Origin of the sequence: Sedimenticola hydrogenitrophicus, assembly GCF_029017505.1 — a bacterium.
Classification (GTDB): domain Bacteria; phylum Pseudomonadota; class Gammaproteobacteria; order Chromatiales; family Chromatiaceae; genus Sedimenticola; species Sedimenticola hydrogenitrophicus_A.
On the sequence record NZ_JAQGEI010000042.1, the window covers coordinates 1 to 26299 of the forward strand.

Below are 26299 nucleotides of genomic sequence, written 5' to 3' on the forward strand. Positions count from 1 at the left end.
GGACTCGATTGATCAGTGACCGCGCTGGAAACGCATTGGCTTGAGTAGGTTAATCGAGTCTGACCCCATTGAAAGCCCTGGTTGATTCAGGTTACTCACAACACTTGCTGGTTGCGATGTTGCCGCCACAGCAACCGCCACCGTTGCTGCTGCCGCTGAGCCAGCCGTCGATCTTCTCTTTGGACGGGATACCGCCGGCATGCACCACCTGGCCATCCAGCACCACGCCGGGCGTGCTCATGACGCCGTACCGCATGATTTCGCTCAGCTCTTCCACTTTCTCCAGCTTAACTTCAACCCCCTTGGCTTGCGCCGCCTCCTGGATCAGTTTGAGGGTGGTCTTGCAGCTGGCGCAGCCGGTACCGAGTACTTTGATTGTCTTCATTGGGTTTCTCCTAAACAAAAATTTAAAGAATAATGTCGTTGTAATTTCGTTGGGGTCGGAGTCAAACCGGGTTCAATTTAGCGGGATTTGGCCACGGCATTGATCCGGTTTGACTCCGACCCCTATTGATTGGCTCTCAGATCAGCAGATTGAACAGGAAGCCGACCACCAGGATGCCACTGGCGACCACGCCGACGAAGGTGGCGATCAACGGCAGCTTGAGCACCTTGCGCAGGATCAGTATCTCCGGCAGTGACAGGGCGATAACGCTCATCATGAAGGCCAGGGTGGTGCCGAGCGCCGCCCCCTTGCCGATCAGCGCCTCCACCACCGGAATGATGCCGGCGGCATTGGTGTACATCGGTACACCCATCACCACCGCGGCGGGCACCGACCACCAGGCCTCCTTGCCCATGAACGAGGCCATGAAATCCTCGGGCACGAAACCGTGGATGGCGGCGCCCACCGCGATGCCGATCAGGATATAGGGCCAGACCTTGCCGACGATCTCCCTTACATGGTGCCAGCCGGCCAGGAAGCGGGTAGGCCAGTTCAGTTCGGCGCCATCGGTCGGTAGGCCGCCGCCGGCGTGGATTTCGCGCACCCAATCCTGCAGGTGCCGCTCCATCCCCAGCTTGCCGATCAGCAGTCCGGCCAGGATGGCCACCGCCAGCCCGAGTCCCAGGTAGAGCGCCGCCACCTGCCAGCCGAACAGGCCCAGCAGCAGGGCGAGGGCGATCTCGTTGACCATCGGCGCCGAGATCAGGAACGAGAAGGTGATGCCCAGCGGCACCCCGGCGGAGAGAAAGCCGATGAACAGCGGTACCGCCGAGCAGGAGCAGAAGGGGGTGACGATGCCGAGCAGCGCCGCCAGGGTGTTGCCCACCCCCAGGCGTTTGCCGGCCAGCAGGGCGCGGGTGCGCTCCGGGGCGAAAAAGGTCTGGATAATGCCCATGAAGAAGACGATACCGATCAACAACAGCAGCACCTTGGGGGTGTCGTAGGAGAAGAAGTGGATCGCCTCGCCCAGTTGGTTGCCGCGGTCAAAACCGGTCAGGGAGAGGACTGCATCTGCGAAGTCGGTGAGGTGGAAATAGGCCAGGAACCACAGCGGAACCGCCACCGCCAAACCGATCAGCCAGGCGGAGGTGCCGGGGTTGGGGGTGGCGTGAAGGGTCTCTGTCGAGGTGTCGGTCATCTACGGCGTTTCCAGTCAGGTTGCTCCCGCAAGGGATGGTTCACCTATGAAGACGAATGACCGGACAAAAGGATGCAGTTGAGAAGTGTGAAGTTTGAAGGAGCCCTCTTTTCAAACTTCACACTTTAGAAGGGCGTGGGGTAAAACCGCACACCTTACCGGACTCGTCATAGCGCACCTGGCATGCCTGTTTGAGCTGCTGCTTAAGGCGCTTGCGGGCCCGCTGGATACGCGACTTGGCGCCGGCGGGGGTGAGTCCCTTCAGGGTGGCGTATTCGGCCTGGGTTATACCCTCGATATCGCACAGGGTGATCACCTCGCTGTCCTGTGCTGACAGCTCCTTGAGTACCCGGGGCAGGCATTGCGTCAGGTCATCCACCACGGGCGGTTCGGCGGGTGGCGGTTCGGCCAGGTCATCGGGAATCTCGACGAGTCGCTTGTGTGTCCGGCGGTAGTCGATCAGGCGGTTTTTTGCCACCCGGAACAGCCAGGCGCGGCTGTTCTCCAGCTGGCAGAAGCGGCTGCCTTCGGCAAGCGCCTTGAGGAAGGTCTCCTGCAGCAGATCCTCGGCGAGGGCGGTGTCGTGCATCTGCCGGCGCAGATAGTTCCGTAGTTCGCTCTCATGGTTGGCCCAGGCGGTAATGATACAGTTCATTCAAACTCCATCCCGGCATACGCCGACTGGATGTTGCGGCGGACTTGTTCCCGTCTCATCCTTTCTGGTCCTCGAGCTGTTGTCGGTTTTCATCGATCTGGGGCAGGCCGAAGGAGAACAGGCCGGTCATCAGCACGAACGCCGCCGACCACCAGAGACAGCCTTCCAGCCCCTGGGTCTGATAGGCCCAGCCGGAGAGCACCGTGCCCGCGAGGCGGCCGCCGGCGTTGGCCATGTAGTAGAAGCCGACGTTCATGGAGACCCGTTCGTGATCCGAGTAGGCGAGGATCAGGTAGGAGTGCACGGCCGAGTTGATGGCGAAGACGATGCCGAACAGGATCAACCCGATAATCAATACCCACTGCGCCGGCCAGCCCTGTTGCAGGCCGAGGGCGATACCCGCCGGGAACAGCAGCAGAACAAAGGCCCAGAGCCGCGCCGTGTCGCCATCCGTTTTCAATGGGGTCAGACTCGATTGATCTATCAGTCGAGTCTGACCCCATTGAAATAGGCGGAGCAGTCGCGGGGCGTTGGCCTGCACCAGGCCGTAACCGATCACCCAGAGGGCGAGAAAACCGCCCACCTGGCTGAACGACCAGCCCAACACTTCGTAGAGAAACACCGGTAGGCCGACCACGAACCAGACATCGCGCGAGCCGAACAGGAAAAAGCGTGCCGCCGCCAGCCGGTTGATGGCCGGGACCTTGGAGAATACCTGGGTGAATTTGGGCTTGGTCTTCATCTTGCCGACAGCGGACGGCAGCAGCAGGGCGGTGGCGATCAGGACGATCACCAGCATTCCGGCCAGCAAGGCCAGGGCACCGCGAAAACCGACCGACTCCAGTAGCGCGGCGCCGATAAAGAAGCCAGCCCCCTTGAGGGCGTTCTTCGACCCGGTCAGTATCGCCACCCATTTGAACAGCTTGCCCTCGCCACCGCCGCTCATGAACTTGACCGAGGCCTTGGCCGACATCTTGTTGAGATCCTTGGCGATGCCGGAGAGCGCCTGCGCCGCCATCACGTAGGGGACCGAGAGCCAGGCATCCGGTAGCGTGAGCGCCAGCAGTGCCAGCACCTGCAGCCCCATGCCGATGTGCATGGTGAGGTTGAGGCCGATGCGTGCCCCCAGCCAGCCGCCCACCAGGTTGGTGACGATGCCGAAGAACTCGTAGAACAGGAACAGCATCGCCACCTCGAACGGCGAATAGCCGAGCAGGTGGAAATAGAGCACCACCAGCATGCGGATGGCGCCATCGGTGATGGTGAAGGCCCAGTAACCCCCCGTAACCACGAGGTAATTGCGTAACGAGCTCACATCATCCATCATCGCGGACTCAATATGTCCGCTGTCATGTCAGCGGCTCCGCTGGTGAAGTCCCGGCATCGGTGCCAGAGTTCGTTTTTGGTAAAATGCTCCTGGCCCTCCGGTTTCCCCAGGTCGCACCCCAGCAGTTCACCGCACATCGTGCTGCCGAAACGTTCCCGAAATCCCTCCACCAGTTGGCGAATGGAGGCATAGTTCGGTTCGACAGATTGTTCCGCCCCGTCGCGTCCGGACATCAGGTTAATCGCCAGTATGGCCCCACTGACCGCCCCGCAAGTCCCGCCGGTACGTGCCATGCCGCTGCAAAACCCGGTGGCAATACGCGGGATAAGCGGGGAATCGAATCCGTAGTGATCGGCAACGCTCTGCAGTACGCTTTCAGCGCAATAGAGTCCCGCCTCAAACCCCGCGGCGGCCGCCTTGCCCAGGTCATCCGTGTCGTTCATCTCACAGGCCTCCCGAACGCACCACTTTCTGGAGCAAATCGATCAGCCGGTTCACATAGCCCCACTCGTTGTCATACCAGGCGTAGATCTTCACCTGGGTGTCGTCGATCACCATGGTGGAGAGGGCGTCGACGATCGACGAGCGGGGATCGTTGAGATAGTCCACCGAGACCAGGGGACGCTCTTCGTAACCGAGAATGCCCTTGAGTTCGCCCTCGGCCGCCGCCTTGAAGTAGCCGTTGATCTCCTCCACTGTCACCGGGCGCGCCGCCTCGAATACAAAATCGGTGAGCGAGGCGTTGAGCAGCGGCACCCGCACCGCCAGGCCGTTGAGTTTGCCGGTCAGTTCCGGGAAGATCTTGGTGATCGCCCGGGCCGAACCGGTGGAGGTGGGGATCAGCGACTGGCCGCAGGCGCGCGCCCGGCGCAGGTCCTTGTGGCCTTTGTCGATAATGGTCTGGGTGTTGGTGATGTCGTGGATGGTGGTCATGCAGCCGTGCACGATGCCGACCTGTTCGTGCATCACCTTGACCACCGGCGCCAGGCAGTTGGTGGTGCAGGAGGCGGCGGTCAGCAGGTGGTGGATATCGGGGTCGTAGCGGTCGTCGTTGATGCCGTAGACGATGTCCAGTGCACCCTCTGTGGGTGCGGCCACGATCACCTTCTTGACCCCCTGATCGAAGTAGTGCTGCAGGGTCTCCGGCTTCTTGTGGTGCTTGCCGGTCACTTCGATGACGATGTCGCAACCGGACCAGTCACCGTCGGCAATCGTCGCATGGCTGCTGTAGGCCAGCGCTTGGTCATCGATCACGATGCGTCCGTCCCGGGCATTCGCCACCCGGTCCCAGGTACCGTGTACCGAATCGAACTGCAGCAGATGGGCCGATCCGGTGGCGTCCGTAGCGGTCTCGTTGATGCGGACGAAGTCGAAGTCTGGCCGCTGCCAGCCGGCGCGCAGGCCCAGCCGACCCATGCGGCCGAAACCGTTGATGCCTACCCTGATGGTCATGACTGTTTAATGCCTCGTTGAGTTAGAGTACGTACTGAGCCGTAGGGTGGATAAGCGACAGCGCATCCACCATGGCATTGGTGGATGCGCCTACCGGCTTATCCACCCTACATCTGTTATGTTCAAGTTTGTAGTTGGGGTTCGCTCCTCACCCCAACCTACGGGCTGTGGCGGATCACAGCTCGTAATCACCGCTGTAGGGCGCCTCGCCCTGCACCACCGGCAGGGTCAGCTCGTTGCCCCAGTGGGACCAGCCGCCGTTATAGAGTCGCACATCCTTATAACCGAGATATTTCAGCTGCAGATAGGCCAGGCTCATGCGGAAGCCATCGTGGCAGTAGGCGTAGACGGTCTTATCCTTCGGGATATCCCGGTACAGTGCCGCCAGCTCCTCATCGGATTTCCACTTCTGGCCGCTGGTCCCCTCCAGGCTCACCACGTTGACGGCGCCGGGGATATGGCCGCCCTGGATGGCGTGCTGGATCACCTTGCCGGTGTACATGTCGCGGGGCCGTGCATCCAGCAGCACCACGTCGGGATCGCGCCGCGACAGCACGTCGTCATAGACATCGGTCCATTCGACGAACAGTGCCGGGTTGGCCTCTTTCAGGGTCACTGTCCCCGGCGTCCTTTGCGGAGTCGGCTCCTTGCTCATCTCTTCGAAGGCACTCCACTCCACGGTGCTGCCGTTGAGGATCTTCACCTGCGCCATGTCGAAGCCGTAGAGCTCCAGCAGATAGTGGATACGCGACACCAGGGCGGTGTTCGAGTCGTCATAGAGCACCAGGGTGGAGTCGTCGTGGACCCCCCAGCGGCGCAGGGTCGCCTGGAACGCCTCCCGCGAGGGGAAGCGCATCAGCGGCGCGGCCTGGTTATCCCCCAGGTCCCTGAAGCGCTGCACCTGCACCGCGCCCGGAATATGGCCGACCGTGTAGTGGCGGTGCGGATAGTAGCGCGCCTCCAGCACGATCAGGTTCTCCTCGTCGATGCGCTCCGCGAGCCACTCCGAATCGACCAGAAAGGCGGGGGCGGCCCAGCCGAGGGCAGGCAGCAGGAACAGTAGGGCGGCAAGCCCCTTGTTGATGAAATTCATGGTTATACTCCAGGTGATTTTATGGCCGATTCATACCAGCCTTTGGTGTTATTGACGATCTTGACGACCGAGAGCATGACCGGCACCTCGATCAACACGCCGACCACGGTGGCCAGTGCGGCGCCGGACTCGAAACCGAACAGCACGATGGCGGTGGCCACCGCCAGTTCGAAGAAGTTGCTGGCGCCGATCAGGGCCGAGGGTGCCGCCACGCAGTGGGCGACGCCGAAGTGGCGATTCAGCAGATAGGAGAGGCCGGAGTTGAAGTAGACCTGGATCAGGATCGGCACCGCCAGCAGGGCGATGATCGTCGGCTGCGCCAGGATCTGCTCGCCCTGGAAGCCGAACAGCAGTACCAGGGTAATCAGCAGGGCCATCAGGGAGAGCGGGCCAAGCCGCTCCAGGGTGCGTTGCAGCGCCGCCGGCCCGCCGCTGTGCAGCAACAGCCGGCGCCACAGCTGGGCAATCGCCACCGGGATCAGGATGTACAGCACCACCGAGAGAAACAGGGTGTCCCAGGGCACGCTGATGGCGGAGAGTCCCAGCAATAGCCCGACGATGGGGGCAAAGGCGAAGATCATGATGGTGTCGTTGAGTGCCACCTGGGTCAGGGTGAAGTGGGGTTCGCCGTTCGACAGGTTGCTCCAGACGAAGACCATGGCGGTGCAGGGGGCGGCGGCCAGCAGGATCAGCCCGGCGATGTAGCTGTCGATCTGGTCGGCCGGCAACCAGTCGGCAAACAGGCCGCGGATAAAAATCCAGGCCAGTAGGGCCATGGAGAAGGGCTTGACCGCCCAGTTGACGAACAGGGTAACGCCGACCCCGCGCCAGTGCTCCCTGACCTGCTGCAGGGCGCCGAAGTCGATCTTCAGCAGCATCGGAATGATCATCAGCCAGATCAGGATCGCCACCGGAATATTGACCTGGGCGATCTCCATCCGGCCCAGCAGCTGAAACGGGGCGGGGAGCAGATGGCCCAGCAGGATGCCGGCAATGATGCAGAGAAAGACCCAGAGGGTCAGGTAACGCTCAAAAAAATTCATGCGGGCGCCGCTCTGCTGTTTCGCGGCACCTTCATGTTGACTGGCACAATGGCTGGACATGGGGGATCCTTGTGGTCGGATGTTGGGGCTGCGGGTGTCAGCTGGCGCAGAGTTCGACGGCGCGCCGGGTCGCTGCATGCAGCGTGGCGCTGTCCCCGGCGAAAGGCTCCTGGTCACGGATGCCCGCCGCGGTGGTGCCTATCACATCCCTGGCCCAGGTCGGCAGACCGGGGTTGATCCGGTAATGGATCCACAGCCCCTCCTTGCGGTCCAGCACCAGCCCCGCCTTGCGCAGGGCGCCGAGGTGGTGGGAGATCTTGGGCTGTGGCAGATCCAACGCCTGGGTCAGCTCGCAGACGCAAAGCTCATCGCTTTCGGCAAGCAGCGACAGGCAACGCAGGCGGGTGGGGTCCGACAGCGCCTTGAAGAGTTGGGTGGGATCCATATCTATCTGCCTCTATATCTAGATAGGTAGATATATTACTGGAATTTCCTATTGGCACAAGCACCAAGATACAGCGCGTTGGGGTAAGCCTGCGAACCCCAATTCGTCCAAGATAATGGCAGGGTGGCCGACGATAGACAGATAGACAGCAGGACAGGAAATAGCTAAAGTAGCGTTAGGTATTACCTTTTGCTGAGGAGGCTTCGTTATGGCAACGGCAACATCCATCAAGCTCGACGATGAGCTGAAAGGGCGTGTACAGCACCTGGCCGAAGCGCGCCGCCGCACTTCGCACTGGATCATGCGCGAGGCCATCGCGCAGTACGTCGAGCGCGAGGAAAAACGCGAGGAGTTCAGGCAGGATGCGCTGCGCGCATGGGAAGGGTATCAGCGGACGGGCCTGCACCTGACGCTTGAGGAAGCCGATGCCTGGCTGGCGAAACTTGAAGCCGGCGAGGATGCGGAGCTGCCTGAGTGTCGGGTCTGATCTGGACACCGCCGGCGCTGGCTGACGTTCAAAGACTCTACCGTTTTCTTGCACCGAAAGATGCTGACGCCGCACAGCGGGGCGTGAAGGCGATTCGCACGGGGGTCAAGGTTCTGGCCCATCAGCCACACCTCGGTCGTCCCGTAGAGGAGATGGACGCGGAATATCGGGAATGGCTGATCGACTTCGGAAACAGTGGCTACGTTGTCCTGTATCGCATCGAAGGTGAGACGGTCGCTATCTTGGCCGTTCGCCACCAAAAAGAGGCGGGGTATTGAATGACGAAGATGGCGAGCCTGCCGATCATAACGCCTTCGCCTGCGCTCTCAATACGAACTTCTTTATTTTCCCGGTGGATGTTTTCGGTAGCGGACCGAATACCACGGTTTTGGGCGCCTTGAAATGGGCCATGCGCGCCCGACAGAACGCGACAATCTCCTCCGCGGTCGCTTCGATGCCCTCTTTTAGCGCCACGAAAGCACACGGAGTCTCGCCCCACTGGGTATCCGGGCGGGCGACCACCGCAGCCTCCATGATGGCCGGATGGCGGTAGAGGGTCTCCTCGACCTCCAGGCTGGAGATATTCTCACCACCGGAGATGATAATGTCCTTGGAGCGGTCTTTGATCTCGACATAGCCATCGGCGTGCCAGACCGCCAGGTCACCGGTATGAAACCAGCCGCCGGCAAAACTCTGGGCCGTGGCCTGCGGATTTTTCAGATAGCCCTTCATCACGTTGTTGCCACGCAGCATGACCTCGCCCAGGGTTTTGGCGTCACGCGGAACCGGTACCAGCGTATCCGGGTCGGCCACCATCAGCCCTTCAAGCATGTGATAGCGTACACCCTGGCGCGCCTTGAGCACCGCCTTTTCCGCTGCCGGGAGATCATTCCAATCGTCTTTCCAGGCGCAGACCACCGTCGGTCCATAGACCTCGGTCAAACCATAGACATGGGTGACCTCGATGCCCAGTCGCTCCATCTCCTCGATCACCGCGGAGGGTGGGGCGGCACCGGCCGTCATCACCTTGACCTTGTGCTTTATGCCCTGTTTCAGTTTATCCGGTGCATTGTTCAAGGTGTTCAACACGATCGGCGCGCCACAGAAGTGATCCACCTTCTCTTGCTTGATCGCGGCGAAGATCGGCTCCACACGCACCTGGCGCAGACAGATGTTGGTCCCTGACAGCAGCGCCACCGTCCACGGAAAACACCAGCCATTGCAGTGAAACATCGGTAGCGTCCACAGGTAGACCGGATGCTGGGGCATATTCCAGGCCAGCGCATTCGAAACCGCATTGAGATAGGCGCCACGGTGGTGATATACGACCCCCTTGGGATTGCCCGTGGTGCCCGAGGTGTAGTTGAGACAGATGGCATCCCACTCGTCCGGCGGGTTGTCCCAGGGGAAATCGGCGTCGCCCTCGGCGATCAGGGCTTCGTAATCGAGTTCGCCAATGAGTTCTCCCCCTGCATAGCCGGGGTCGTCTATGTCCACTACCAGCGGGCGCTGGTCAAGTGCCTGCACGGCTTGTTTGACCACAGATGAGAACTCGCGATCGGTGACGACGACCCTGGCTTCGCCATGCATGAGAATAAAGCCGATGGCATCCGCATCGAGGCGGGTATTGATACTGTTCAATACCGCACCCGCGGCGGGCACGCCGAAGTGCATCTCAAACATTTCCGGCGTATTGGCGGCGATCACCGCCACGGTGTCGCCTTTTTGGACGCCGCGCTTCCGTAGCGCGGAAGCGAGTTGTCGGCAGCGAGTGAAGGTTTTCGCCCAACTTCGCCTGGTTTCTCCATGTACCACCGCGATGCGGTCAGGAAACACCGCGGCCGATCGTTCGATGAAAGTCAGCGGACTGAGCGAAACGAAGTTGGCGGGGTTGGCTGTCAGCCCCGCGTCAAACCGGGTTGTTGAAGGGAGGATGTTGCTCATAGTCGTGACTCCTCGATCGCACGCCAATGGAGGTATGTACGGGTGACTATGAATGCGGATATTAAAGAGAATTCGTGGCGGCGGATTTGTTTATTTAAATGTTTGTAAAAGGTTGTAAATGGGTAACTACTCACCCGGTCTGTAAGTGATTGGCCTGTCTTGTTGGCCTATCACCCCGTGAGTAGTTACGTAAAGGGCCACTATTCCGTTACTGTGTCGCCACCTTGGCGGCAAACATGTAGCCGGCGCCGTGTACCGTTTTTATTATTTCGGGGTGGCGTCGGTCGTGCTCAATCTTCTGGCGCAGGTGACCGATGTGTACATCAATGCTGCGGTCGAAGGGAGTACCTTCACGGTCACGGGCGAAATCGAGGATCTGATCACGGGTTAATACCCGGTTGGGATGGGTGGCCAGGGTGACCAGTACATCGTATTGCGCGGTGGTCAGTTCCACGGGTTGGCCGGCCTCCGTTTTGAGCTGTCGGGTATGGAGGTCCAATATCCAACCGGCAAAATGCAGCTGCCGTTTGTTGGAGAGCGTGACGTTTTCACTTTCCGGCTTGACGCGGCGCAATACGGTACGCACCCGCGCCAGCAGTTCCCTGGGCTCGAAGGGCTTGGGGAGGTAATCATCCGCACCCAGTTCCAGGCCGACAATACGGTCTACCGGTTCACCGCGTGCGGTCAGGATGATGACGGGAATATCCATCTCTTGCCGCAGATTGCGGAGGTACATCAAGCCATCTTCGCCCTGGAGGTTGAGGTCGAGCACAATCAGGTCATAGAGCTTGTCGCTAATCCGCTGCTGCATCTCGGCACCACAGTAGGCCGTCTCCACCTCATAGCCACCCGGTTGGAGGCAACGTGCGACCAGATTGCATACCTCAGGCTCATCATCGACCACCAGTACGTTCTGTGTCTCTTTCATGATCCGTGTCCAGTGTCCGGATTTGCCGGGTTGTCCAGTGCCTGACGAACCCGTTCCGCCAGTTCCGTATGCTCAAAGGGTTTGCACAACAGGTCGCTGTTTCGCAAGGGAAAACTATCATTGACAAAGACCTTGTCGGGATAACCGGACATGAGAAGATATTTCATGTGTGGCGCATGGCGAATGGCCGAGCGAACCAGATCGATGCCGCTGATACCACCGGGCATCTCGATATCGCTCAACAGCAGGTCAAACGACAGACCCTCCTTGATCAAGGACAGGGCACGGATGCCGTCGCACGCCTCGGAGACACGGTATCCCAGTTTACCTAATACCTTCGCGGTAAAGTTTCTTACCGCCGTTTCATCCTCCACCAGCAGGATCTGCTCACTGCCGTGCGGCATGCTGTATCTGTCCGGTTGTTGAATCACGGATACCGCTTCGTCGCCTGTGTGGCGTGGCAAATAGAAACTCACCTGGGTGCCTTTTTTCGGTTCGCTCTCGATGGTGACATATCCGCTGGAGCGGCGCACAAAACCATAGACCATGCTCAGGCCCAGGCCGGTACCACGGCCCTGTTGTTTGGTGGTAAAAAATGGCTCGAAGACCCGCTCCAGGATCTCCTTGGGCATGCCGCCGCCGTTATCCCTGACCGAGACGACGACATAGTCGCCGGGCTCGACATGCTGCTGCACAACGGGATCACCCGGTAGCACCGTTCTTCCCCCCACATCGATCACCAGTTTTCCGCAGCTGGGCATGGCATCACGACTGTTAATCACCAGATTCAATACGGCACTTTCAAGTTCGCTCGGATCAGTGTGAACATTCCACTGTTCACCGCTAATGCGCACCGCCACTTCGATTGTGCTCCCCAGGGTACGGTGCAACAGCTCGCTCATGCCGAGAATGGTCTGTTGCGGATCATACACCATGGCCCGCAACACCTTTTTACGTGAAAATGCCAGTAGCCGGTTGACCAGTGCCGCGCCCCGGCGTGCTGCATCCAGGGCCGGGGCAATCATTGGGTCGATGTCCTGGTTGCTCTCCTCGGCATCGTTGATCAGCGCCAGGTTGCCGACGATAATGGTCAGCAGATTATTGAAGTCATGCGCGATGCCGCCTGTCAATTGTCCCACGGCATCCATTTTCTGTGCCTGTCGAAGGAGGGTCTCGGTCCGTTTCAGCTCGGTGATGTCCTGGCTGAGGATAAAGTAGCCTAGCGTCTCGCCGTCCGGCGCCTGGTGGGGAATGTAGTTGACGAGGCAATCGATGGTGCGGCCATCCTGTAACTTCAATGAGAACTCGGCTGATTTCGTGATACCGGACAACGCTTCGTCCAGATCCCGCTGGTGACCCGGATACAGTTCACCACCCAGGACTTCCCATACCGGTTTGCCAACGACTTGCTCGGGGCTTTGGCCGAACCACTCCTGGTATCCCCGATTACAGAATCGATAAATCTTGCCCGCATCCACGTAGCCGATGAGTGCGGGCACGGCGTCCGCGATACGGCGAATCCACTGTTCGCTCTGGCGCAGGTTTTCCAAGGCCTCATGCAGTGCCGCGGTCCGTTCACGTACACGCAGCTCAAGGGTGTCGATGCTCTCCTTCAGCGCTTCCTCGGCACGGGCCTGCTCGGTGATATCCTTGTACACGGTGACGAATCCGATGCCCGGTATGGGGTTGCCGCGTACCTCAAGCACCTGCCCGCTTGGCCGTCGCCGGATGACGTTGTGTGACTCGAAATTTTTTGCCAGGCGTACACGTTCCGCAGCCAGCTTTTTCGGGTCGCCCCGGCCGTACTCGCCCCGTTCGGCGTTGAACAGCATGAACGCTTCGAACGGTGTGCCCCGCCGGGCCAGGTGCATCGGGAATTCGAGGAGGGTGAAAAAACGCTCGTTCCATGCCAGCAGGTGCAGGTCACGATCAAAAATCGTAAATCCCTCATCCATGTGCTCCACGGCGGTTTGAAATATGGCCGCCCACTGTCTGTCTGACAGCTCCCAGGGGAGCGCCTGGGCGTGTACTTGATGGTCGCCGACGGGACTGGACTTGGTCATTTCGGGTATCGTGACTCACTTAGCTACATAGGCCTAAGGGAACTCCATTTTGGGTTCAGGCGCAAGTGAATTCATAAAAATTTACAAATACTCAACAACCTTTTTGTGGATTACATATTCGTTTTACAACCGCGCCGCAACATCGTTACCAGCCATACCGGGTACAGAGATAAGAGCTGGATTCATGACCACTTTCTTTCATACTGCCGAGCAGCGCGAGTACATCTTGGAAACGGTCGGACTGTCCAAGGAGTTCCGGGGTTTTGTGGCCATCAACCAAGTGGACCTGAAGGTGCGTAAAGGCACCATTCATGCGCTGATTGGTCCCAATGGTGCCGGTAAAACCACCGTGTTTAATCTGCTGACCCGGTTTCTCAAGGAGACCGCCGGCGCGATCATCTACAAGGGGCGCGATATCACGCACAGCCGTGCGGATTCCATTGCCCGACTCGGGATCGTCCGCTCGTTCCAGATCTCTTCGGTATTTCCGCACTTGACTGTACGCGAGAACGTGCGCGTTGCCTTGCAACGCAAGCATGGGATGGATATGCATTTCTGGCGCCCCGCCAGGGAGTTGAACCGGCTTAACCGGGAGGCCGACGCATTGCTGGACGAGGTGGGGCTTGAGTCGTTCGTCAATCTTCAGGCAGTGGAACTATCCTATGGTCGTAAGCGGGCACTGGAGATCGCCACCACGCTGGCCCTCGACCCGGAACTGATGTTGCTGGATGAACCCACCCAGGGCATGGGGCATGAAGATGTCGGACGTATCGCCGATCTGATCCGCAAGGTGGCTGCCAACCGCACCATCCTGATGGTGGAACACAACCTGGACGTCGTTGCCAACCTGTCACATTGGATCACCGTGTTGCAGCGGGGCGAGGTCCTGGCGGAAGGCAGCTACGACGAGGTCTCGGGTAATCCGCAGGTGATCGAGGCCTATATGGGGACCGCGCATGGCTGATTCGGCAGAGATCAATGCAAGCCGGGGTGACACCGTGCTCCAGATCCAGGGGCTGCAGGCCTTCTATGGTGAATCGCATATCCTTCACGGGGTCGGGCTTGACGTGTGCGAGGGTGAAGTGGTGACCCTGTTGGGTCGTAATGGCGCCGGCAAGACCACCACGTTGAAATCGATCATCGGCATGGTAAGCCAGCGCGAGGGGTCGATCCGCTACCGCGGGCAGGAGACCATCGGACTCAAGTCCAACCGGATCGCACGCATCGGTATCGCCCTCTGCCCGGAGGAGCGTGGCATCTTTTCCAGCTTGACGGTGGAGGAGAATCTGTATCTGCCGCCGGTTATCGCGGAGGGCGGGCTTTCCATTGCTGAGCTTTACCAGCTTTTCCCCAATCTTGAGGAGCGGCGTCACACGCGCCAGGGGACGCGCCTGTCCGGTGGGGAGCAGCAGATGCTCGCCATCGCGCGGATTCTGCGTACCGGTGCCCGCCTGCTGCTGCTCGATGAACCCACCGAGGGCCTGGCCCCGGTGATAGTCCAGCAAATTGGTCGCGTCATCGAAACCTTGAAAGCGCGCGGCTTCACCATTCTGCTGGTCGAGCAAAACTTCCATTTCGCCTCGGCGCTCGCCGACCGCAACTATGTCATGGAGGACGGCAAGATAGTCGCCGTCGTGCAGCGCAACGAGTTGCGCGAGAAGGAAGCCTTACTCCAGGAATACCTGGGCGTATAACAAAACGCTATCTATGAGAGAGGAGTCACCAGCATGTTTAAACACACCCTACTGGCCAGTGCATTGGTCGCGACGCTCGCCTCCGGCCCGGCAACCGCGGATGCGATCTCCGGCGACAAGATAAAGATCGGCGTGCTCACCGATATGGCGGCCGTCTACGCGGACCTGTCCGGTACCGGCTCCGTCATCGCCGCCGAGATGGCGGTGCAGGACTTCGGCGGCACGGTGCTCGGTAAACCGATCGAGGTGGTATCCGCCGACCATCAGAATAAGGCCGACATTGCCGTCTCCAAGGCGCGTGAGTGGATCGATGCCGAGGGTGTCGATATGATCACCGACCTGGTCACCTCATCGGTGGCACTCGCGGTACAGGAGGTGGGACGTGAGAAAAACCGCGTCACCATGGCGACTGGCGCGGCCAGCTCGCAACTGACCGGTAAGAGCTGTTCTCCGCGCGGCTTCCACTGGGCCTACGATACCTTTTCATTGGCCAATGGCACCGGTACCGCCGTGGTGAAGAACGGTGGCGACAGCTGGTTCTTCATCACCGCGGACTATGCCTTTGGCCACGCCCTGGAGGGGGATGTATCGGATATCGTGAAAGCCAATGGCGGTACGGTGGTGGGTGCGGTCCGGCATCCGTTCCCGTCGTCTGACTTTGCCTCTTTCCTGCTTCAGGCGCAGGCGTCGGGCGCCAAGATCGTCGGTCTTGCCAACGCCGGTTCGGACACCATCAACGCCATCAAGCAGGCGGCAGAGTTCGGTATCGTGGAGGGCGGACAGAATCTGGCCGGCCTGCTGATGTTCGTTACCGACATCCACAGTCTTGGTTTGAAGGCCGCCAAGGGGCTCTATATGACCACCGGTTGGTATTGGGACCTCAACGACGAAACCCGTGCCTGGGCGGCCCGTTTCGAGCAGAAGGCCGGCAAGAAACCGACCATGATTCAGGTGGGTACCTACTCGGCGGTACTCAGCTACCTGAAGGCGATAGAGAAGGCGGGTACCGACGAAGCGGGGGCTGTCGCCGAGACGCTCAGGTCGATGCCCGTCAACGATGTCTTTGCCAAGGGCGGGATGGTGTATGCCAACGGCCGCATGGCTCACGATATGTACCTGGCCCAGGTGAAGACGCCGGCGCAATCCAGTGGCGCCTGGGACTATCTCAATATCGTGCACACCATTCCGGCACGCCAGGCCTTTCAGGATCCGGCCAAGAGCGGTTGCGCAGTCATAAACTGAGGCTGTTGGGTAATGGCACTTACTTAAGGCGAATTGCAGGATCTTCGTCATTCCGGCGCAGGCCGGAATCCAGGAATACCGCCACCATTAAGCAGTCTGGATGCCATCCTTAGGTCCGTAAACGGTGCATCCCTGCACCACTCCTCCGGCCTGCGCCGGGATGACTGTGGTTCTTGGCTTAAGTAAGTGCCATTCTTTCCAGGCCCCAATACTTTGCTGTCTCCGTGGGTGAAGAGCGATGACGACAATATTTGACCTTCCTGTATCGTATTTTGGGTTGCAGTTTTTGATCGGCCTGCAAAACGGTGCATTCTATGCACTGCTCAGCCTGGGGCTTGCGGTGATCTTCGGCATGTTGAACGTCATCAATTTTGCCCACGGCGCGCAGTACATGATGGGGGCATTTCTCGCCTGGCTGCTGTTGGATATTGCCGGTATCTCTTACTGGTGGGCGCTGCTACTGGTGCCACTCATCATGGGTTTGCTGGGGGTGGTCATCGAGCGCGCCTTTTTGCGCTGGCTCTACGACCTGGACCATCTCTATGGATTGCTGCTCACCTTCGGACTGGTGTTGATCATCGAAGGTCTCTTTGTCAGTGTCTTCGGTTCCTCGGGACTGCCCTATGAAAAACCCCAGGCACTCGCCGGTGCGCAGCGCATACCGCTGGCCATGATTACCGGTAATGAGCGCGACATGATGATGATTCCGCTCTATCGCCTGTGGATTGTTGCTGTCTCCATCGTCTGCTGTTTCGGTACCTGGTACGCCATCGAGCGGACCCGGCTTGGGAGCTATCTGCGCGCCGCCACGGAGAATCCCGCGCTGGTGCGTTCCTTCGGTATCAATGTCTCTGTGCTGATCACCCTGACATACGGTTTTGGCGTGGCCCTGGCCGGGTTTGCCGGCGTGCTTGCCGCCGGAGTGCAGGCACTCACCCCGCACATGGGTTCGAATCTGATAATTGTGGTATTTGCCGTGGTGGTAATCGGCGGCATGGGTTCAATCCTGGGTTCCATTATCACCAGTTTTGGACTCGGTATAGTCGAGGCACTGGCCAGGATCGCCTATCCGGAGGCCTCCGGTGTAGTGGTTTTTGCGATCATGATTGTTGTGCTGCTGATGCGGCCGGCGGGTCTGTTCGGAAGGGAGAATTAAGCTATGTGGTCATCCAGTCTGCAACGTCGTTTGCCACGGATTGTCGATATGCCACGAATGACCATCGTGGCCGGTATTATCGTGCTGGGCGCACTGCTGGTCCTGCCACAATTCATCTATCCCGTCTTCCTGATGAAGGCGATGTGTTTCGCACTGTTCGCCTGCGCCTTCAACCTGCTGTTGGGATTTACCGGGCTGCTCTCATTTGGCCATGCGGCATTCTTCGGCTCGGCATCCTATATCTCCGCGCATGCGCTGAAGGTGTGGGGATTCACCCCGGAGCTGGCCATTCTGGCCGCCACCCTGAACTCGGCGCTGTTGGGCTATCTGTTCGCCTATGTCGCCATACGCCGTCAGGGGATTTACTTTGCCATGATTACTCTGGCGCTTTCGCAAATGGTTTTCTTCGCCGCACTGCAGCTTCCGTTCACCGGCGGCGAGGATGGTATACAGGCGGTGCCGCGCGGGGCGCTTTTCGGTTTTATTGACCTCTCCGATAACCGGACCCTCTACTTCTTCGTGCTTGCGATCTTTCTGTTCGGCCTGTTTGCGGTCTGGCGCATCGTGCATTCGCCATTTGGCCAGATCCTGAAGGCCATACGGGAAAACGAAACGCGCGCGATGTCACTGGGCTATAGGGTGGATTATTACAAACTGGTTGTGTTTGTGCTCTCCGCTACCCTGTCAGGTCTCGCGGGTGGCACCAAGGCGCTGGTGGTGCAGGTGGCGAGCCTGACCGACGTCACCTGGCAAATGTCCGGCGAGGTGGTGTTGATGACGCTTCTCGGGGGTATGGGCACTATCTTTGGGCCGGCGGTTGGCGCCACCGTCGTACTGTCACTGCAGAACTACCTCAGTTCGTTGGGTTCTCTGGTCACCATTATCATCGGTGTCATCTTTGTCGTCTGCGTGTTGGCGTTCCGGCGCGGTATCGTGGGCGAACTCCAGGCGCGCTGGCCACGGCGCAACCAATAGGTCTCGACCAACGAGGCTAAACTCAAGTTTCGGAGTTCGGTTCCAAATGCCGGGCGGGCCACCCCCTTTCCGGGACACGCTGTGAATACGTCCCTGTACGCTCGGCGTCGGCATGGCATCCTCGGCTCCGTAAACGGTACATCCCTGTACCACTCCTCCTGCCTCCGACGGTCCCGGAAAGGGGGTAGCCCGCCCTGAACGACGCCTTTTGAACTCCGAAACTTGAGAGCTAAAGATGCTTATTGGCCCGCAAGGCCGCGCATGCCGGCGTGCAACAATGACGGAAGCCGTGGGTATTATATTGAAATACAAAGGGAATTGGCGCGCCCGACAGGATTCGAACCTGTGACCCCTGCCTTCGGAGGGCAGTACTCTATCCAGCTGAGCTACGGGCGCTTGCGATCGTGGACCACCGTTTTGGGGCAGCGGCGGCCGAAGAGGGCGTATCTTACCCTGAGGTACCGGTGGCGTCTATCCCATGGCGCCTATTTCCAGGCGGGGAGACCGGCTTGACGGTCGATCTTTATGGCGGTTGTCGCTATACTGCGCCCCGTTAGGGCTCGCGCAAGAATAATTCCGTGGTACCGAGGGCGTTCCTGGGCCCCGCTGGCAAGGCACGTTTTGCAGGCATGGCCTCCGCGGCATAAGTCCATCCCTGGACAAAGCTGTTCCCTTGGCAAAAAGCGTAACGCTGCCAGCGGGGTCCAGGGACGACCGAATAGAGGAACTTATTCTTGCGCGAGCCCTTAAATCGGGGGCGGGGCCGATGCATGGCGCCAGACGCCCGTTCATTTGGTCCTGAAGTATAAGGAGTTAGATTGTGAGCCCTAACGGTGTATCCCTGTTCAAGAGTATGTCCCTAGCGGCCATCGCCGCCCTGATTGTGAGCACCCCCTTGATGGCGCAGGAACGGGCCGAGGTGATCGAGCGTATCAAGCCGGTCGGTCAGGTCGCGATCGAGGGACAGGCCCAGGTGGCCGAGACCCCCGCCGCCGCTCCCGCCGCGGCGCCCACACCTGAAGCGGCTACCCCGGCGGCTGCAGCCGAAGCGCCCGCACCTGAAGAGGCTGCCCCGGCGGCTGCAACCGAAGCGGCCGTCACTCCGGCGGAGTCGGCCCCGGCCACCGCCGCGCCGGCAGCACCGGCTGCATCAGCCGATTCGGGTGCGGCACTCTATACCGCCAAGGGCTGCGTTGCCTGTCATGGTGCCGGCGGCACGGCGCCGATCATGCCCACCTATCCCAAGGTGGCCGCCCTGCCGGAGCCGTACATTGTGAATCAGATGAAGGATATCAAGAGCGGTGCCCGCAGCAACGGCCAGAGTGCGGTGATGAAGGGGATCATGGCGACGGTATCCGACGAGGAGATGCAGGCGATCGCCGCCTGGCTGAGCAAGCAGCCGCGCTAGGGCGTCAGGCTCTGGACGACAAAAGGGCATGCCACGGCATGCCCTTTTTGGTTGTGCGACCAGCCCGTAACCCAACGCGTCCACGGCCGTCAACAGTGGGTATGCATTCCCACGCGGAGCGTGGGAACGAGGGGGTAACCAGCCCGTAGGTTGGGTTAGCGGCGCACTGGCACTGCACGTCCAGACCACAACAATGCCTGGGCGCCGCGTAACCCAACGCATCCACGGCCGTCAAACGGTGGATATGCATTCCCACGCGGAGCGTGGGAACGAGGGGGGACGCATCCACGGCCGTCAAACGGTGGGAACGAGGGGGCGGCAGCGGGTATTCGCGCTGGATTGGCGTCAGGTCCGACAGTCGCCTACCGGCCCAGCAGCGAGCGCAGGTTGGCCAGGTGGGCGTTGCCCCGTTCCTGTTTCTCCTCCCTGGAGAGGCTGTCGCCCTGGCGCCCCTCCCACTTCAGGTCGGCCTCCGGCAGTTCGGCCAGGAAGCGGCTCGGGGCGCAGGCGATGATCTCGCCGAAGCGCTTGCGCTTCTCGGCAAAGCTGATGGTGAGGGTGCGCTGGGCGCGGGTGATGCCGACGTAGGCGAGGCGCCGCTCCTCCTCGATATTGTCCTCCTCGATGCTGCTCTTGTGCGGCAGCAACTCCTCCTCCACACCCACCAGGAAGACATGGGGGAACTCCAGCCCCTTGGAGGCGTGCAGGGTCATCAGGTGCACCTGGTCGTTGCCGCTGTCGTCGTCCTGCCGCTCCAGGATGTCCTGCAGCGCCAGGTGACTCACCATCTCGGCCAGGCTCTCACCCACCTTGTCGCCCTTGTGCAGATGGTCCAGCCATTGCACCAGCTCCAGGACATTTTCCCAGCGCCGTTCCGCCACCTTGTCACTGGAGGCCTTTTCGTACAGCCAATCCTCGTACTGCAGCTCCTTGAGCAGGTCGCGCACGGTCTCGACCGGGTGGTCGCGCTCCGCCCGCTGCTGGAACTGCCGGACCCAGCCGGCAAACTCGCGCAGGCGCTCCAGCGGCCGCGCCGAGAGGTGCTGCTCCAGTCCCAGTTCGTCGCAGGCGGCCAGCAGGCTGGCATCGCGCTCGGTGGCGTAGCTGCCGAGCCGCTCCAGGGTGCTGGCACCGATCTCGCGCCGCGGGGTGTTGACGATACGCAGAAAGGCGGCGTCGTCCTCCGGGTTGGCTAGCAGGCGCAGGTAGGCCATCACGTCCTTGATCTCGGCGCGGCTGAAGAACGAGGTGCCGCCGCTCAGGAAGTAGGGGATGTTGTGCTGGCGCAGGGCCGACTCGAACAGCTTGGCCTGGTGGTTGCCGCGATAGAGGATGGCGTAGTCGCCGTGGGCGGCACCGGAGGTGAATTTGTGGTGGATGATCTCCGAGACCACCTTCTCCGCCTCGTGCAGCTCGTTCTTGCAGCTCATCACGCGGATCGGCTCGCCCGGGCCCAGGTCGCACCAGAGGCGTTTCTCGAACACGTGGGGGTTGTTGGCGATCAGGGTGTTGGCGGCCTTGAGGATGCGTCCCGAGGAGCGGTAGTTCTGCTCCAGCTTGACCACCTTGAGGCGCGGGAAATCCTCCTTCAGGCGGATCAGGTTCTCCGGCCGGGCGCCGCGCCAGGCGTAGATCGACTGGTCGTCGTCGCCTACCACGGTGAGGGACTGGCGCACCCCCACCAGCTGCCGCACCAGTTCGTACTGGCTCAGGTTGGTGTCCTGGTACTCGTCCACCAGCAGGTGGCGGATGCGGTTCTGCCACTGCTCCAGGGTGTCGGGGGACTCGCGGAACAGCCGCACCGGCAGCAGGATCAGGTCGTCGAAATCCACCGCGTTGAAGGCGCGCAGGGAGCGCTGGTAGTGGGCGTAGAGCAGCGCCGAGCGCTGGTCCAGGTCACTCTCGGCGCGGGACAGGGCCTCCTCCGGGCTGAGCATGTCGTTCTTCCATTCGGAGATGCGCCACTGGTAGCTGGAGGCCACCTCGTCGTCCCCCGCGCCCTTGCGCAGCAGCTCCTTGAGCAACCCCTCGGCATCCTGGGCATCGAAAATGCTGAACCCGGATTTCAGCCCCAGCAGCTTGTGCTCGCGGCGGATGATGTTGAGTCCCAGGGTGTGGAAGGTGGAGATGCCGAGCCCCTTGGCGTTTTTTCCCCGCAGCAGGGCCGCGACCCGCTCCTTCATCTCCCGCGCCGCCTTGTTGGTGAAGGTGACGGCGGTGATGTGGCGCGGCTGCATGCCGATGGTTTCGATCAGGTAGGCGATCTTGCGGGTGATCACCCGGGTCTTGCCCGAACCGGCCCCGGCCAGCACCAGCAGCGGGGAATCGATGTGTCGGGCAGCCTCTTGCTGACTGGGGTTTAGGTCGGACATCGCTAATTTAAGGGCTCGTGCAAGAGTTACTTCCTATAGGGGGCGGAGTCAAATGGCACTTACTTAAGGCGAATTGCAAGATTTTCGTCATTCCGGCGCAGGCCGGAATCCAGGAATACCGCCACCACTAAGCGGTCTGGATGCCATCCTTAGGTCCGTAAACGGTGCATCCCTGCACCACTCCTCCGGCCTGCGCCGGGATGACGGTGGTTCTTGGCTTAAGTAAGTGCCATTCGGGTCGGAGTCAAATTTGATGAACATTGTCGTATGACATACCCCGTTTCCTTGATCAAATTTGACTCCGACCCCCTGCGCGAATGAATAACTCCCCGCATTCGGTGCCACGGAGCGGAGCTTTCGCGGCCCGTGAACAGAAAACAGGATAGAATCTGGTAATTTGGGTGCCACTATTCGGATGGGAGCGCCGGCAGGTCACTGGCGGTATTATGCGGAAAAGACGAGGAATAGACCAGATGGCGAAGAACAAAGATTACAGCGAGCGGCCACAACAGAGCCAACTCTCCCGCGAGTCCTGGAAGGTGTTCCAGATCATGGCGGAGTTTGTCGAGGGCTTCGAACAGCTCTCGGGCATCTGGCCTGCGGTCAGTATCTTCGGTTCGGCGCGCGCCGGGCGGGAGAGCCCGGACTATCTGAAGGCGGAACAGATCGCCTATCTGTTGTCGGAGAGCGGCTTCGCGGTGGTCAGCGGCGGCGGTCCCGGCATCATGGAGGCGGCCAACAAGGGCGGTCATCGCGGACGGGCGCCCAGCGTGGGGCTCAATATCGAGCTGCCGAAGGAGCAGCTGCCCAACGCCTACCAGGATATCTCGCTGCATTTCAAACACTTCTTCTCGCGCAAGGTGATGTTCGTGAAATACGCCTCGGCCTACGTGGTGATGCCGGGCGGCTTCGGCACCCTGGACGAGTTTGCCGAGATCCTCACCCTGATCCAGACTGGCAAGACCCGGCGCATCCCCATCATCCTGGTCAATGCCGGGTTCTGGAGCGGCCTGCTGGAATGGATGCGCAACACCCTGTGCGTCAGCGGCACCATTTCGGCCAGTGAGCTGGATCTGGTGCAGATCTGCGAGGAGCCCCAGGAGGTGGTGGACGCCATTTTTACCCACTATGAGTCGCGTGGCTTCGAACCCTCGCTCTCCGAGCAGGAAATCCTCCTGGAACTGTAAGGCCATTTCCGGTCAAAATTGTACCTTTGTGCGGCGCATACGGGTGCGCTGCGGCGTTACTCCTCGCTTGTGTGGGCCAGCCACACCGCGCTCGTCGCGCCTTGCATCGCATCCCGTCTGCATCCGAACATTAGGTACAATTTTTCCCTGCAATGGCCTAATATGATTCCGCTTCCGGCCTGCCTCCGGCCTGCAGCAGGCCGGATCGACGCGGTACAGGTAATTCGGAACGGGGTGACTAGACTTAAAGTAGGGAACACCACCGACGGTTTGCCGTCCAAATTATTATGGGTTTGGGCCGGCAGCATGCCGGTGTTGGACCCGGGTCTCAGAAATCGAGGGCAGAATCTGCTACCTATTGGGACAGGTTGCCCGGACACAAGGAAACGAGAACAAAATGAAAAAAACATTGCTGGTCACACTGCTTTTGCTGATTGCGCCGTATCAGCTTCTCGCCGAGGAGTCGGCCCCGCAGCCCCAGTCACCGGATCTGCCGCCCAAGGTGGAGAGCGGCGAGGTGCTGGAGCCGGAGGTGACCATTATCGAGAGCGACCGCGGTACCACCGAGGAGTACCGCATCAACGGCCGGCTCTACATGGTGAAGATCACCCCGATTGCCGGTCCGGCCTACTATCTGTTGGACAGCGATGGTGATGGCGAGCTGGATGTGCGTGAAGAGGCGCGTCCGGGCAACATCTCCATCCCGCAGTGGGTGCTGTTCAGCTGGTGACCGCTTACCGACCCGACTGCTCCAGGGGACTGTCGGCGCGGTTGGTGGGAACGCCTGTCATCAAACTGTAATGTTGCAACTGTGTAATATTCGCTCCCAGGCTGAATGACAGAAGGCAGAGTGAGCTGACATGGCGACAAAGATACTGGTCGTTGAAGATGAATCCGCGGTACGGGAGATGATCCAGTTCGTGCTTGAGCAGTCCGGTTACGACGTGATCGGCGCGGCGAGTGTGGACGAGGCGAAGGAGCGCATGGCGGCTGTGCCGCCGGATATGATCCTGATGGACTGGATGTTGCCGGGCATCAGCGGGGTGGAGTACACCCGGGAACTGAAGCAGGATCCGGTCACCCGCGATATCCCGATCATCATGCTCACCGCCCGCGGCGAGGAGGATGACAAGGTGCGCGGGCTGGAGTGCGGCGCCGAGGATTACGTCACCAAGCCGTTCTCGCCCAAGGAGCTGGCGGCCCGCATCAAGGTGATCCTGCGCCGGGTCGCCCCGCATGCCACCGAGGAGGCGGTGCAGGCGGGCGGGATGCGCCTGGATCCGGTCTCCTACCGGGTCACCATGGACGATCGGCCTATCGAGCTGGGACCCACCGAATTCAAGCTGCTGCACTTCTTCATGACCCATCGGGACAAGGTCTACAGCCGCTCCCGGCTGCTGGACAAGGTGTGGGGCACCAATGTGTATATAGAGGAACGCACGGTGGATGTGCATATCCGGCGCCTGCGCCAGGCCCTCGAACCCTTCGAAATGGACGGGCTGATCCAGACGGTCCGCGGCGCAGGTTATCGATTCTCGGAGCAGGTCACTACTCGATGAGTTTGGACCAGGCGTGGCGGAGTGAACTGGTCGGTGTCGGATTTATCACCCTGCTGCTCATACCCCTCGGTCTGGGCATCGGCCATCTGGCCATCCTCCTCTGGGGCGGCCTGAGCCTCTACCTCGCCTGGCACCTGTACCAGCTCTATCGCTTCACCCGCTGGCTCGGCAAGCCCAAGAGTCACCCGCGCCCCCATCTGTTCGGTATCTGGCGTCCCCTGATGCGGCGGGTGGACGAACTCTCCGGCCGCGGCCAGAAACGCAAACGCAAACTCAGCCGCATGCTCAGCGGGTTCCTGGAATCCACCGGGGCCCTGCCCGACGCCACCCTGGTACTGAACGATGAGGGGCGGATCGACTGGTGGAACAGCGTGGCGGCGGAATTTCTCGGTCTGGACCGGAAACGGGACAAGGGGGCGCTGATCGACGACCTGATCTCCGATCCGGTGTTCCTGAATTATCTGCACACCGGCCACTACGGCCGGCCGCTACAGATGCCGGCGCCGGTCAATGCCAATGTCAGCCTGGAGGTGCGTATCGTCCCCTATGGCAAGGGCAAGCGCCTGCTGCAGGCGCGGGACATTACCCGGCTGCACCAGTTGGAGATCGTCCGCCGCGACTTTGTGGCCAACGTCTCCCACGAGATCCGCACCCCCCTGACCGTGGTGCACGGCTATGTGGAGACCATGCTGGAGAGCCGCGAGGCGTTTCTCGGACCCTGGAAACGGATCCTCGGCCAGATGCAGATCCAGACCCTGCGCATGCAGCGGATCGTGGAGGACCTGCTGCTGCTCTCGCGACTGGAGACCCAGCGCAGCAACGAGGGGCAGGGCGTGGTCGGGATCTATCCGATGCTGCGCGGGATAGTCGAGGGAGCGCGCCACCTGAGTGGCGACCAGGGGCACCGGATCAGCCTGGAGGCCGACGAGCGGCTGCGCCTGGTGGGCAACTGCCATGAGCTGGAGAGCGCCTTCGCCAATCTGGTCTATAACGCGGTTCGCTACACCCCGGAGGGTGGGGATATCCGCATCCGCTGGTGGCTGTCGGGCAACGGCCCCTGTTTCTCCGTCAGCGACAGCGGTATCGGCATTGCCCCCGAACACATCCCGCGCCTGACCGAGCGCTTCTACCGGGTGGACGTGGGGCGCTCCCGGGAGAGCGGCGGCACCGGGCTTGGCCTGGCGATCGTCAAGCACGTACTGAGCCGGCACGATGGCAAGCTGGTGGTCGAGAGCGAGCCGGGCAAGGGGAGTGTCTTTACTTGCCGGTTTCCGCATGCCCGGGTGGCTTCCTGAAGTTTGAAGGTCACTACTCACCCGGTCTGTAAGTGATTGGCCTGCCTTGCCGGCCTCACATGATGGCTTGCTTCCTCGAATCCGGCCCCATTTTCAGCGCCTGCCCAAACTCGCTTCGCTCAAACAAGGGCAGGCTTGAATCTGAAAAAGGGGCCGGATTCGAGGCGCCATCAAGATCGGCCAACAAGGCAGGCCAATCACCCCGTGAGCATTGGTGAGGAGTGGTACATGGATGTACCCTTTACGGACCTGAGGGTGGCATGCGCCTACCGGCTTATCCACCCTACATCCTTACCCCATGAGTAGTTACGTTTGAAGTTTGAAGGGGGGGAGGCACTGTCATAAAACTGTAATATTAAACCAAGATTCCTGTAACAAAAGATCCCGATAA

At 60.5% G+C, this 26299-nt stretch carries 25 protein-coding genes and 1 tRNA gene; 12 read left to right on the top strand and 14 right to left on the bottom strand.

Features of this window, described 5'->3' with window-relative positions:
- Nucleotides 1-91: 91 nt before the first annotated feature.
- The 9 genes from O9K64_RS20390 to O9K64_RS20430 form a co-directional block, all read right to left on the bottom strand.
- The gene (locus O9K64_RS20390) at nucleotides 92-385 is read right to left on the bottom strand and encodes a thioredoxin family protein (protein ID WP_275099955.1); all 294 of its coding nucleotides are present in this window, start codon (nucleotides 383-385) and stop codon (nucleotides 92-94) included.
- 136 nt (nucleotides 386-521) lie between these two features.
- Complete coding sequence (locus O9K64_RS20395; protein ID WP_275099957.1) at nucleotides 522-1583, bottom strand: permease; 1062 nt, start codon at nucleotides 1581-1583, stop codon at nucleotides 522-524.
- A 118-nt stretch (nucleotides 1584-1701) separates the two neighbouring features.
- On the bottom strand, nucleotides 1702-2238 hold the full coding sequence (gene sigZ / locus O9K64_RS20400; protein WP_275099958.1) for an RNA polymerase sigma factor SigZ: 537 nt from the start codon (nucleotides 2236-2238) through the stop codon (nucleotides 1702-1704).
- A gap of 55 nt (nucleotides 2239-2293) precedes the next feature.
- Nucleotides 2294-3565 carry an organoarsenical effux MFS transporter ArsJ gene (gene arsJ, locus O9K64_RS20405; protein ID WP_335342327.1) on the bottom strand — a complete coding sequence of 424 codons (1272 nt, stop codon included), beginning with the start codon at nucleotides 3563-3565 and terminating at the stop codon, nucleotides 2294-2296.
- Nucleotides 3562-4008 carry a C-GCAxxG-C-C family protein gene (locus O9K64_RS20410; protein ID WP_275099959.1) on the bottom strand — a complete coding sequence of 149 codons (447 nt, stop codon included), beginning with the start codon at nucleotides 4006-4008 and terminating at the stop codon, nucleotides 3562-3564. Before O9K64_RS20410 ends, arsJ begins: the two co-directional genes overlap by 4 nt.
- 1 nt (nucleotide 4009) lies before the next feature.
- Nucleotides 4010-5017, bottom strand: coding sequence for an ArsJ-associated glyceraldehyde-3-phosphate dehydrogenase (locus O9K64_RS20415; protein WP_275099960.1), 1008 nt, complete (start codon nucleotides 5015-5017; stop codon nucleotides 4010-4012).
- Nucleotides 5018-5192: 175 nt separating this feature from the next.
- On the bottom strand, nucleotides 5193-6110 hold the full coding sequence (locus O9K64_RS20420; RefSeq protein WP_275099961.1) for a sulfurtransferase: 918 nt from the start codon (nucleotides 6108-6110) through the stop codon (nucleotides 5193-5195).
- A gap of 2 nt (nucleotides 6111-6112) precedes the next feature.
- Nucleotides 6113-7213 carry an ACR3 family arsenite efflux transporter gene (gene arsB, locus O9K64_RS20425; RefSeq protein WP_335342328.1) on the bottom strand — a complete coding sequence of 367 codons (1101 nt, stop codon included), beginning with the start codon at nucleotides 7211-7213 and terminating at the stop codon, nucleotides 6113-6115.
- 37 nt (nucleotides 7214-7250) lie between these two features.
- On the bottom strand, nucleotides 7251-7598 hold the full coding sequence (locus O9K64_RS20430) for a metalloregulator ArsR/SmtB family transcription factor (protein ID WP_275099962.1): 348 nt from the start codon (nucleotides 7596-7598) through the stop codon (nucleotides 7251-7253).
- A 208-nt stretch (nucleotides 7599-7806) separates the two neighbouring features.
- Here O9K64_RS20430 and O9K64_RS20435 point away from each other — a divergent pair, with 208 nt between their 5' ends.
- Both O9K64_RS20435 and O9K64_RS20440 read left to right on the top strand, forming a co-directional pair.
- Nucleotides 7807-8085 (top strand): CopG family ribbon-helix-helix protein, encoded by a 279-nt coding sequence (locus O9K64_RS20435; RefSeq protein ID WP_275099963.1) that lies wholly within the window; start codon nucleotides 7807-7809, stop codon nucleotides 8083-8085.
- A complete protein-coding gene (locus tag O9K64_RS20440) occupies nucleotides 8073-8363 on the top strand; it encodes a type II toxin-antitoxin system RelE/ParE family toxin (protein WP_275099964.1) in 291 nt (96 codons plus the stop codon). Before O9K64_RS20435 ends, O9K64_RS20440 begins: the two co-directional genes overlap by 13 nt.
- Nucleotides 8364-8388: 25 nt before the next feature.
- Here the strand turns inward: O9K64_RS20440 and O9K64_RS20445 are convergent, their stop codons facing one another.
- The 3 genes from O9K64_RS20445 to O9K64_RS20455 all read right to left on the bottom strand — a co-directional run bounded on the left by O9K64_RS20445 (nucleotide 8389) and on the right by O9K64_RS20455 (nucleotide 13020).
- A complete protein-coding gene (locus O9K64_RS20445) occupies nucleotides 8389-10029 on the bottom strand; it encodes an acyl-CoA synthetase (protein ID WP_275099965.1) in 1641 nt (546 codons plus the stop codon).
- Nucleotides 10030-10237: 208 nt separating this feature from the next.
- Complete coding sequence (locus O9K64_RS20450) at nucleotides 10238-10957, bottom strand: response regulator (RefSeq protein WP_275099966.1); 720 nt, start codon at nucleotides 10955-10957, stop codon at nucleotides 10238-10240.
- Nucleotides 10954-13020 (bottom strand): PAS-domain containing protein, encoded by a 2067-nt coding sequence (locus tag O9K64_RS20455; protein ID WP_275099967.1) that lies wholly within the window; start codon nucleotides 13018-13020, stop codon nucleotides 10954-10956. The genes O9K64_RS20450 and O9K64_RS20455 overlap by 4 nt, the downstream gene beginning before the upstream one ends.
- A 184-nt stretch (nucleotides 13021-13204) precedes the next feature.
- Between O9K64_RS20455 and O9K64_RS20460 the strand changes: the two genes are divergently transcribed.
- The 5 genes from O9K64_RS20460 (at nucleotide 13205) to O9K64_RS20480 (ending at nucleotide 18087) form a co-directional block, all read left to right on the top strand.
- Nucleotides 13205-13984, top strand: a complete 780-nt coding sequence (locus O9K64_RS20460; protein ID WP_275099968.1) for an ABC transporter ATP-binding protein — start codon at nucleotides 13205-13207, stop codon at nucleotides 13982-13984.
- The gene (locus O9K64_RS20465; protein ID WP_275099969.1) at nucleotides 13977-14714 is read left to right on the top strand and encodes an ABC transporter ATP-binding protein; all 738 of its coding nucleotides are present in this window, start codon (nucleotides 13977-13979) and stop codon (nucleotides 14712-14714) included. Before O9K64_RS20460 ends, O9K64_RS20465 begins: the two co-directional genes overlap by 8 nt.
- 33 nt (nucleotides 14715-14747) lie before the next feature.
- Entirely contained in the window at nucleotides 14748-15956 is a 1209-nt protein-coding gene (locus O9K64_RS20470; RefSeq protein ID WP_275099970.1) for an ABC transporter substrate-binding protein, read from the top strand.
- A gap of 238 nt (nucleotides 15957-16194) precedes the next feature.
- Entirely contained in the window at nucleotides 16195-17112 is a 918-nt protein-coding gene (locus O9K64_RS20475; RefSeq protein WP_275099971.1) for a branched-chain amino acid ABC transporter permease, read from the top strand.
- Between the two features lie 48 nt (nucleotides 17113-17160).
- On the top strand, nucleotides 17161-18087 hold the full coding sequence (locus O9K64_RS20480; RefSeq protein ID WP_335342329.1) for a branched-chain amino acid ABC transporter permease: 927 nt from the start codon (nucleotides 17161-17163) through the stop codon (nucleotides 18085-18087).
- A gap of 319 nt (nucleotides 18088-18406) precedes the next feature.
- On the opposite strand, the gene O9K64_RS20485 is transcribed toward O9K64_RS20480, so the two are convergent.
- Nucleotides 18407-18483, bottom strand: a tRNA-Arg gene (locus tag O9K64_RS20485).
- 424 nt (nucleotides 18484-18907) lie between these two features.
- On the opposite strand from O9K64_RS20485, the gene O9K64_RS23695 reads away from it, so the two are divergent.
- Nucleotides 18908-19495 carry a c-type cytochrome gene (locus O9K64_RS23695; protein WP_335342330.1) on the top strand — a complete coding sequence of 196 codons (588 nt, stop codon included), beginning with the start codon at nucleotides 18908-18910 and terminating at the stop codon, nucleotides 19493-19495.
- Between the two features lie 362 nt (nucleotides 19496-19857).
- Here O9K64_RS23695 and rep read toward each other — a convergent pair whose 3' ends face one another.
- A complete protein-coding gene (gene rep / locus O9K64_RS20495) occupies nucleotides 19858-21867 on the bottom strand; it encodes a DNA helicase Rep (RefSeq protein WP_275099972.1) in 2010 nt (669 codons plus the stop codon).
- A 473-nt stretch (nucleotides 21868-22340) separates the two neighbouring features.
- Here rep and O9K64_RS20500 point away from each other — a divergent pair, with 473 nt between their 5' ends.
- From O9K64_RS20500 to phoR, 4 genes are all read left to right on the top strand, one after another.
- A complete protein-coding gene (locus O9K64_RS20500; RefSeq protein WP_275099973.1) occupies nucleotides 22341-23054 on the top strand; it encodes a TIGR00730 family Rossman fold protein in 714 nt (237 codons plus the stop codon).
- Nucleotides 23055-23451: 397 nt separating this feature from the next.
- Nucleotides 23452-23784 carry a DUF2782 domain-containing protein gene (locus O9K64_RS20505; protein WP_275099974.1) on the top strand — a complete coding sequence of 111 codons (333 nt, stop codon included), beginning with the start codon at nucleotides 23452-23454 and terminating at the stop codon, nucleotides 23782-23784.
- A 130-nt stretch (nucleotides 23785-23914) separates the two neighbouring features.
- On the top strand, nucleotides 23915-24613 hold the full coding sequence (gene phoB / locus O9K64_RS20510; protein ID WP_275099975.1) for a phosphate regulon transcriptional regulator PhoB: 699 nt from the start codon (nucleotides 23915-23917) through the stop codon (nucleotides 24611-24613).
- Entirely contained in the window at nucleotides 24610-25908 is a 1299-nt protein-coding gene (gene phoR, locus O9K64_RS20515; RefSeq protein ID WP_275099976.1) for a phosphate regulon sensor histidine kinase PhoR, read from the top strand. Before phoB ends, phoR begins: the two co-directional genes overlap by 4 nt.
- Nucleotides 25909-26299 lie beyond the last annotated feature (391 nt).

Coding starts and splice junctions, on each gene's coding strand:
- O9K64_RS20390 (WP_275099955.1), bottom strand. CDS start 385: ATGAAGACAATCAAAGTACTCGGTACCGGCTGCGCCAGCTGCAAGACC.
- O9K64_RS20395 (WP_275099957.1), bottom strand. CDS start 1,583: ATGACCGACACCTCGACAGAGACCCTTCACGCCACCCCCAACCCCGGC.
- sigZ (WP_275099958.1), bottom strand. CDS start 2,238: ATGAACTGTATCATTACCGCCTGGGCCAACCATGAGAGCGAACTACGG.
- arsJ (WP_335342327.1), bottom strand. CDS start 3,565: ATGATGGATGATGTGAGCTCGTTACGCAATTACCTCGTGGTTACGGGG.
- O9K64_RS20410 (WP_275099959.1), bottom strand. CDS start 4,008: ATGAACGACACGGATGACCTGGGCAAGGCGGCCGCCGCGGGGTTTGAG.
- O9K64_RS20415 (WP_275099960.1), bottom strand. CDS start 5,017: ATGACCATCAGGGTAGGCATCAACGGTTTCGGCCGCATGGGTCGGCTG.
- O9K64_RS20420 (WP_275099961.1), bottom strand. CDS start 6,110: ATGAATTTCATCAACAAGGGGCTTGCCGCCCTACTGTTCCTGCTGCCT.
- arsB (WP_335342328.1), bottom strand. CDS start 7,213: ATGTCCAGCCATTGTGCCAGTCAACATGAAGGTGCCGCGAAACAGCAG.
- O9K64_RS20430 (WP_275099962.1), bottom strand. CDS start 7,598: ATGGATCCCACCCAACTCTTCAAGGCGCTGTCGGACCCCACCCGCCTG.
- O9K64_RS20435 (WP_275099963.1), top strand. CDS start 7,807: ATGGCAACGGCAACATCCATCAAGCTCGACGATGAGCTGAAAGGGCGT.
- O9K64_RS20445 (WP_275099965.1), bottom strand. CDS start 10,029: ATGAGCAACATCCTCCCTTCAACAACCCGGTTTGACGCGGGGCTGACA.
- O9K64_RS20450 (WP_275099966.1), bottom strand. CDS start 10,957: ATGAAAGAGACACAGAACGTACTGGTGGTCGATGATGAGCCTGAGGTA.
- O9K64_RS20455 (WP_275099967.1), bottom strand. CDS start 13,020: ATGACCAAGTCCAGTCCCGTCGGCGACCATCAAGTACACGCCCAGGCG.
- O9K64_RS20460 (WP_275099968.1), top strand. CDS start 13,205: ATGACCACTTTCTTTCATACTGCCGAGCAGCGCGAGTACATCTTGGAA.
- O9K64_RS20465 (WP_275099969.1), top strand. CDS start 13,977: ATGGCTGATTCGGCAGAGATCAATGCAAGCCGGGGTGACACCGTGCTC.
- O9K64_RS20470 (WP_275099970.1), top strand. CDS start 14,748: ATGTTTAAACACACCCTACTGGCCAGTGCATTGGTCGCGACGCTCGCC.
- O9K64_RS20475 (WP_275099971.1), top strand. CDS start 16,195: ATGACGACAATATTTGACCTTCCTGTATCGTATTTTGGGTTGCAGTTT.
- O9K64_RS20480 (WP_335342329.1), top strand. CDS start 17,161: ATGCCACGAATGACCATCGTGGCCGGTATTATCGTGCTGGGCGCACTG.
- rep (WP_275099972.1), bottom strand. CDS start 21,867: ATGTCCGACCTAAACCCCAGTCAGCAAGAGGCTGCCCGACACATCGAT.
- O9K64_RS20500 (WP_275099973.1), top strand. CDS start 22,341: ATGGCGAAGAACAAAGATTACAGCGAGCGGCCACAACAGAGCCAACTC.
- O9K64_RS20505 (WP_275099974.1), top strand. CDS start 23,452: ATGAAAAAAACATTGCTGGTCACACTGCTTTTGCTGATTGCGCCGTAT.
- phoB (WP_275099975.1), top strand. CDS start 23,915: ATGGCGACAAAGATACTGGTCGTTGAAGATGAATCCGCGGTACGGGAG.
- phoR (WP_275099976.1), top strand. CDS start 24,610: ATGAGTTTGGACCAGGCGTGGCGGAGTGAACTGGTCGGTGTCGGATTT.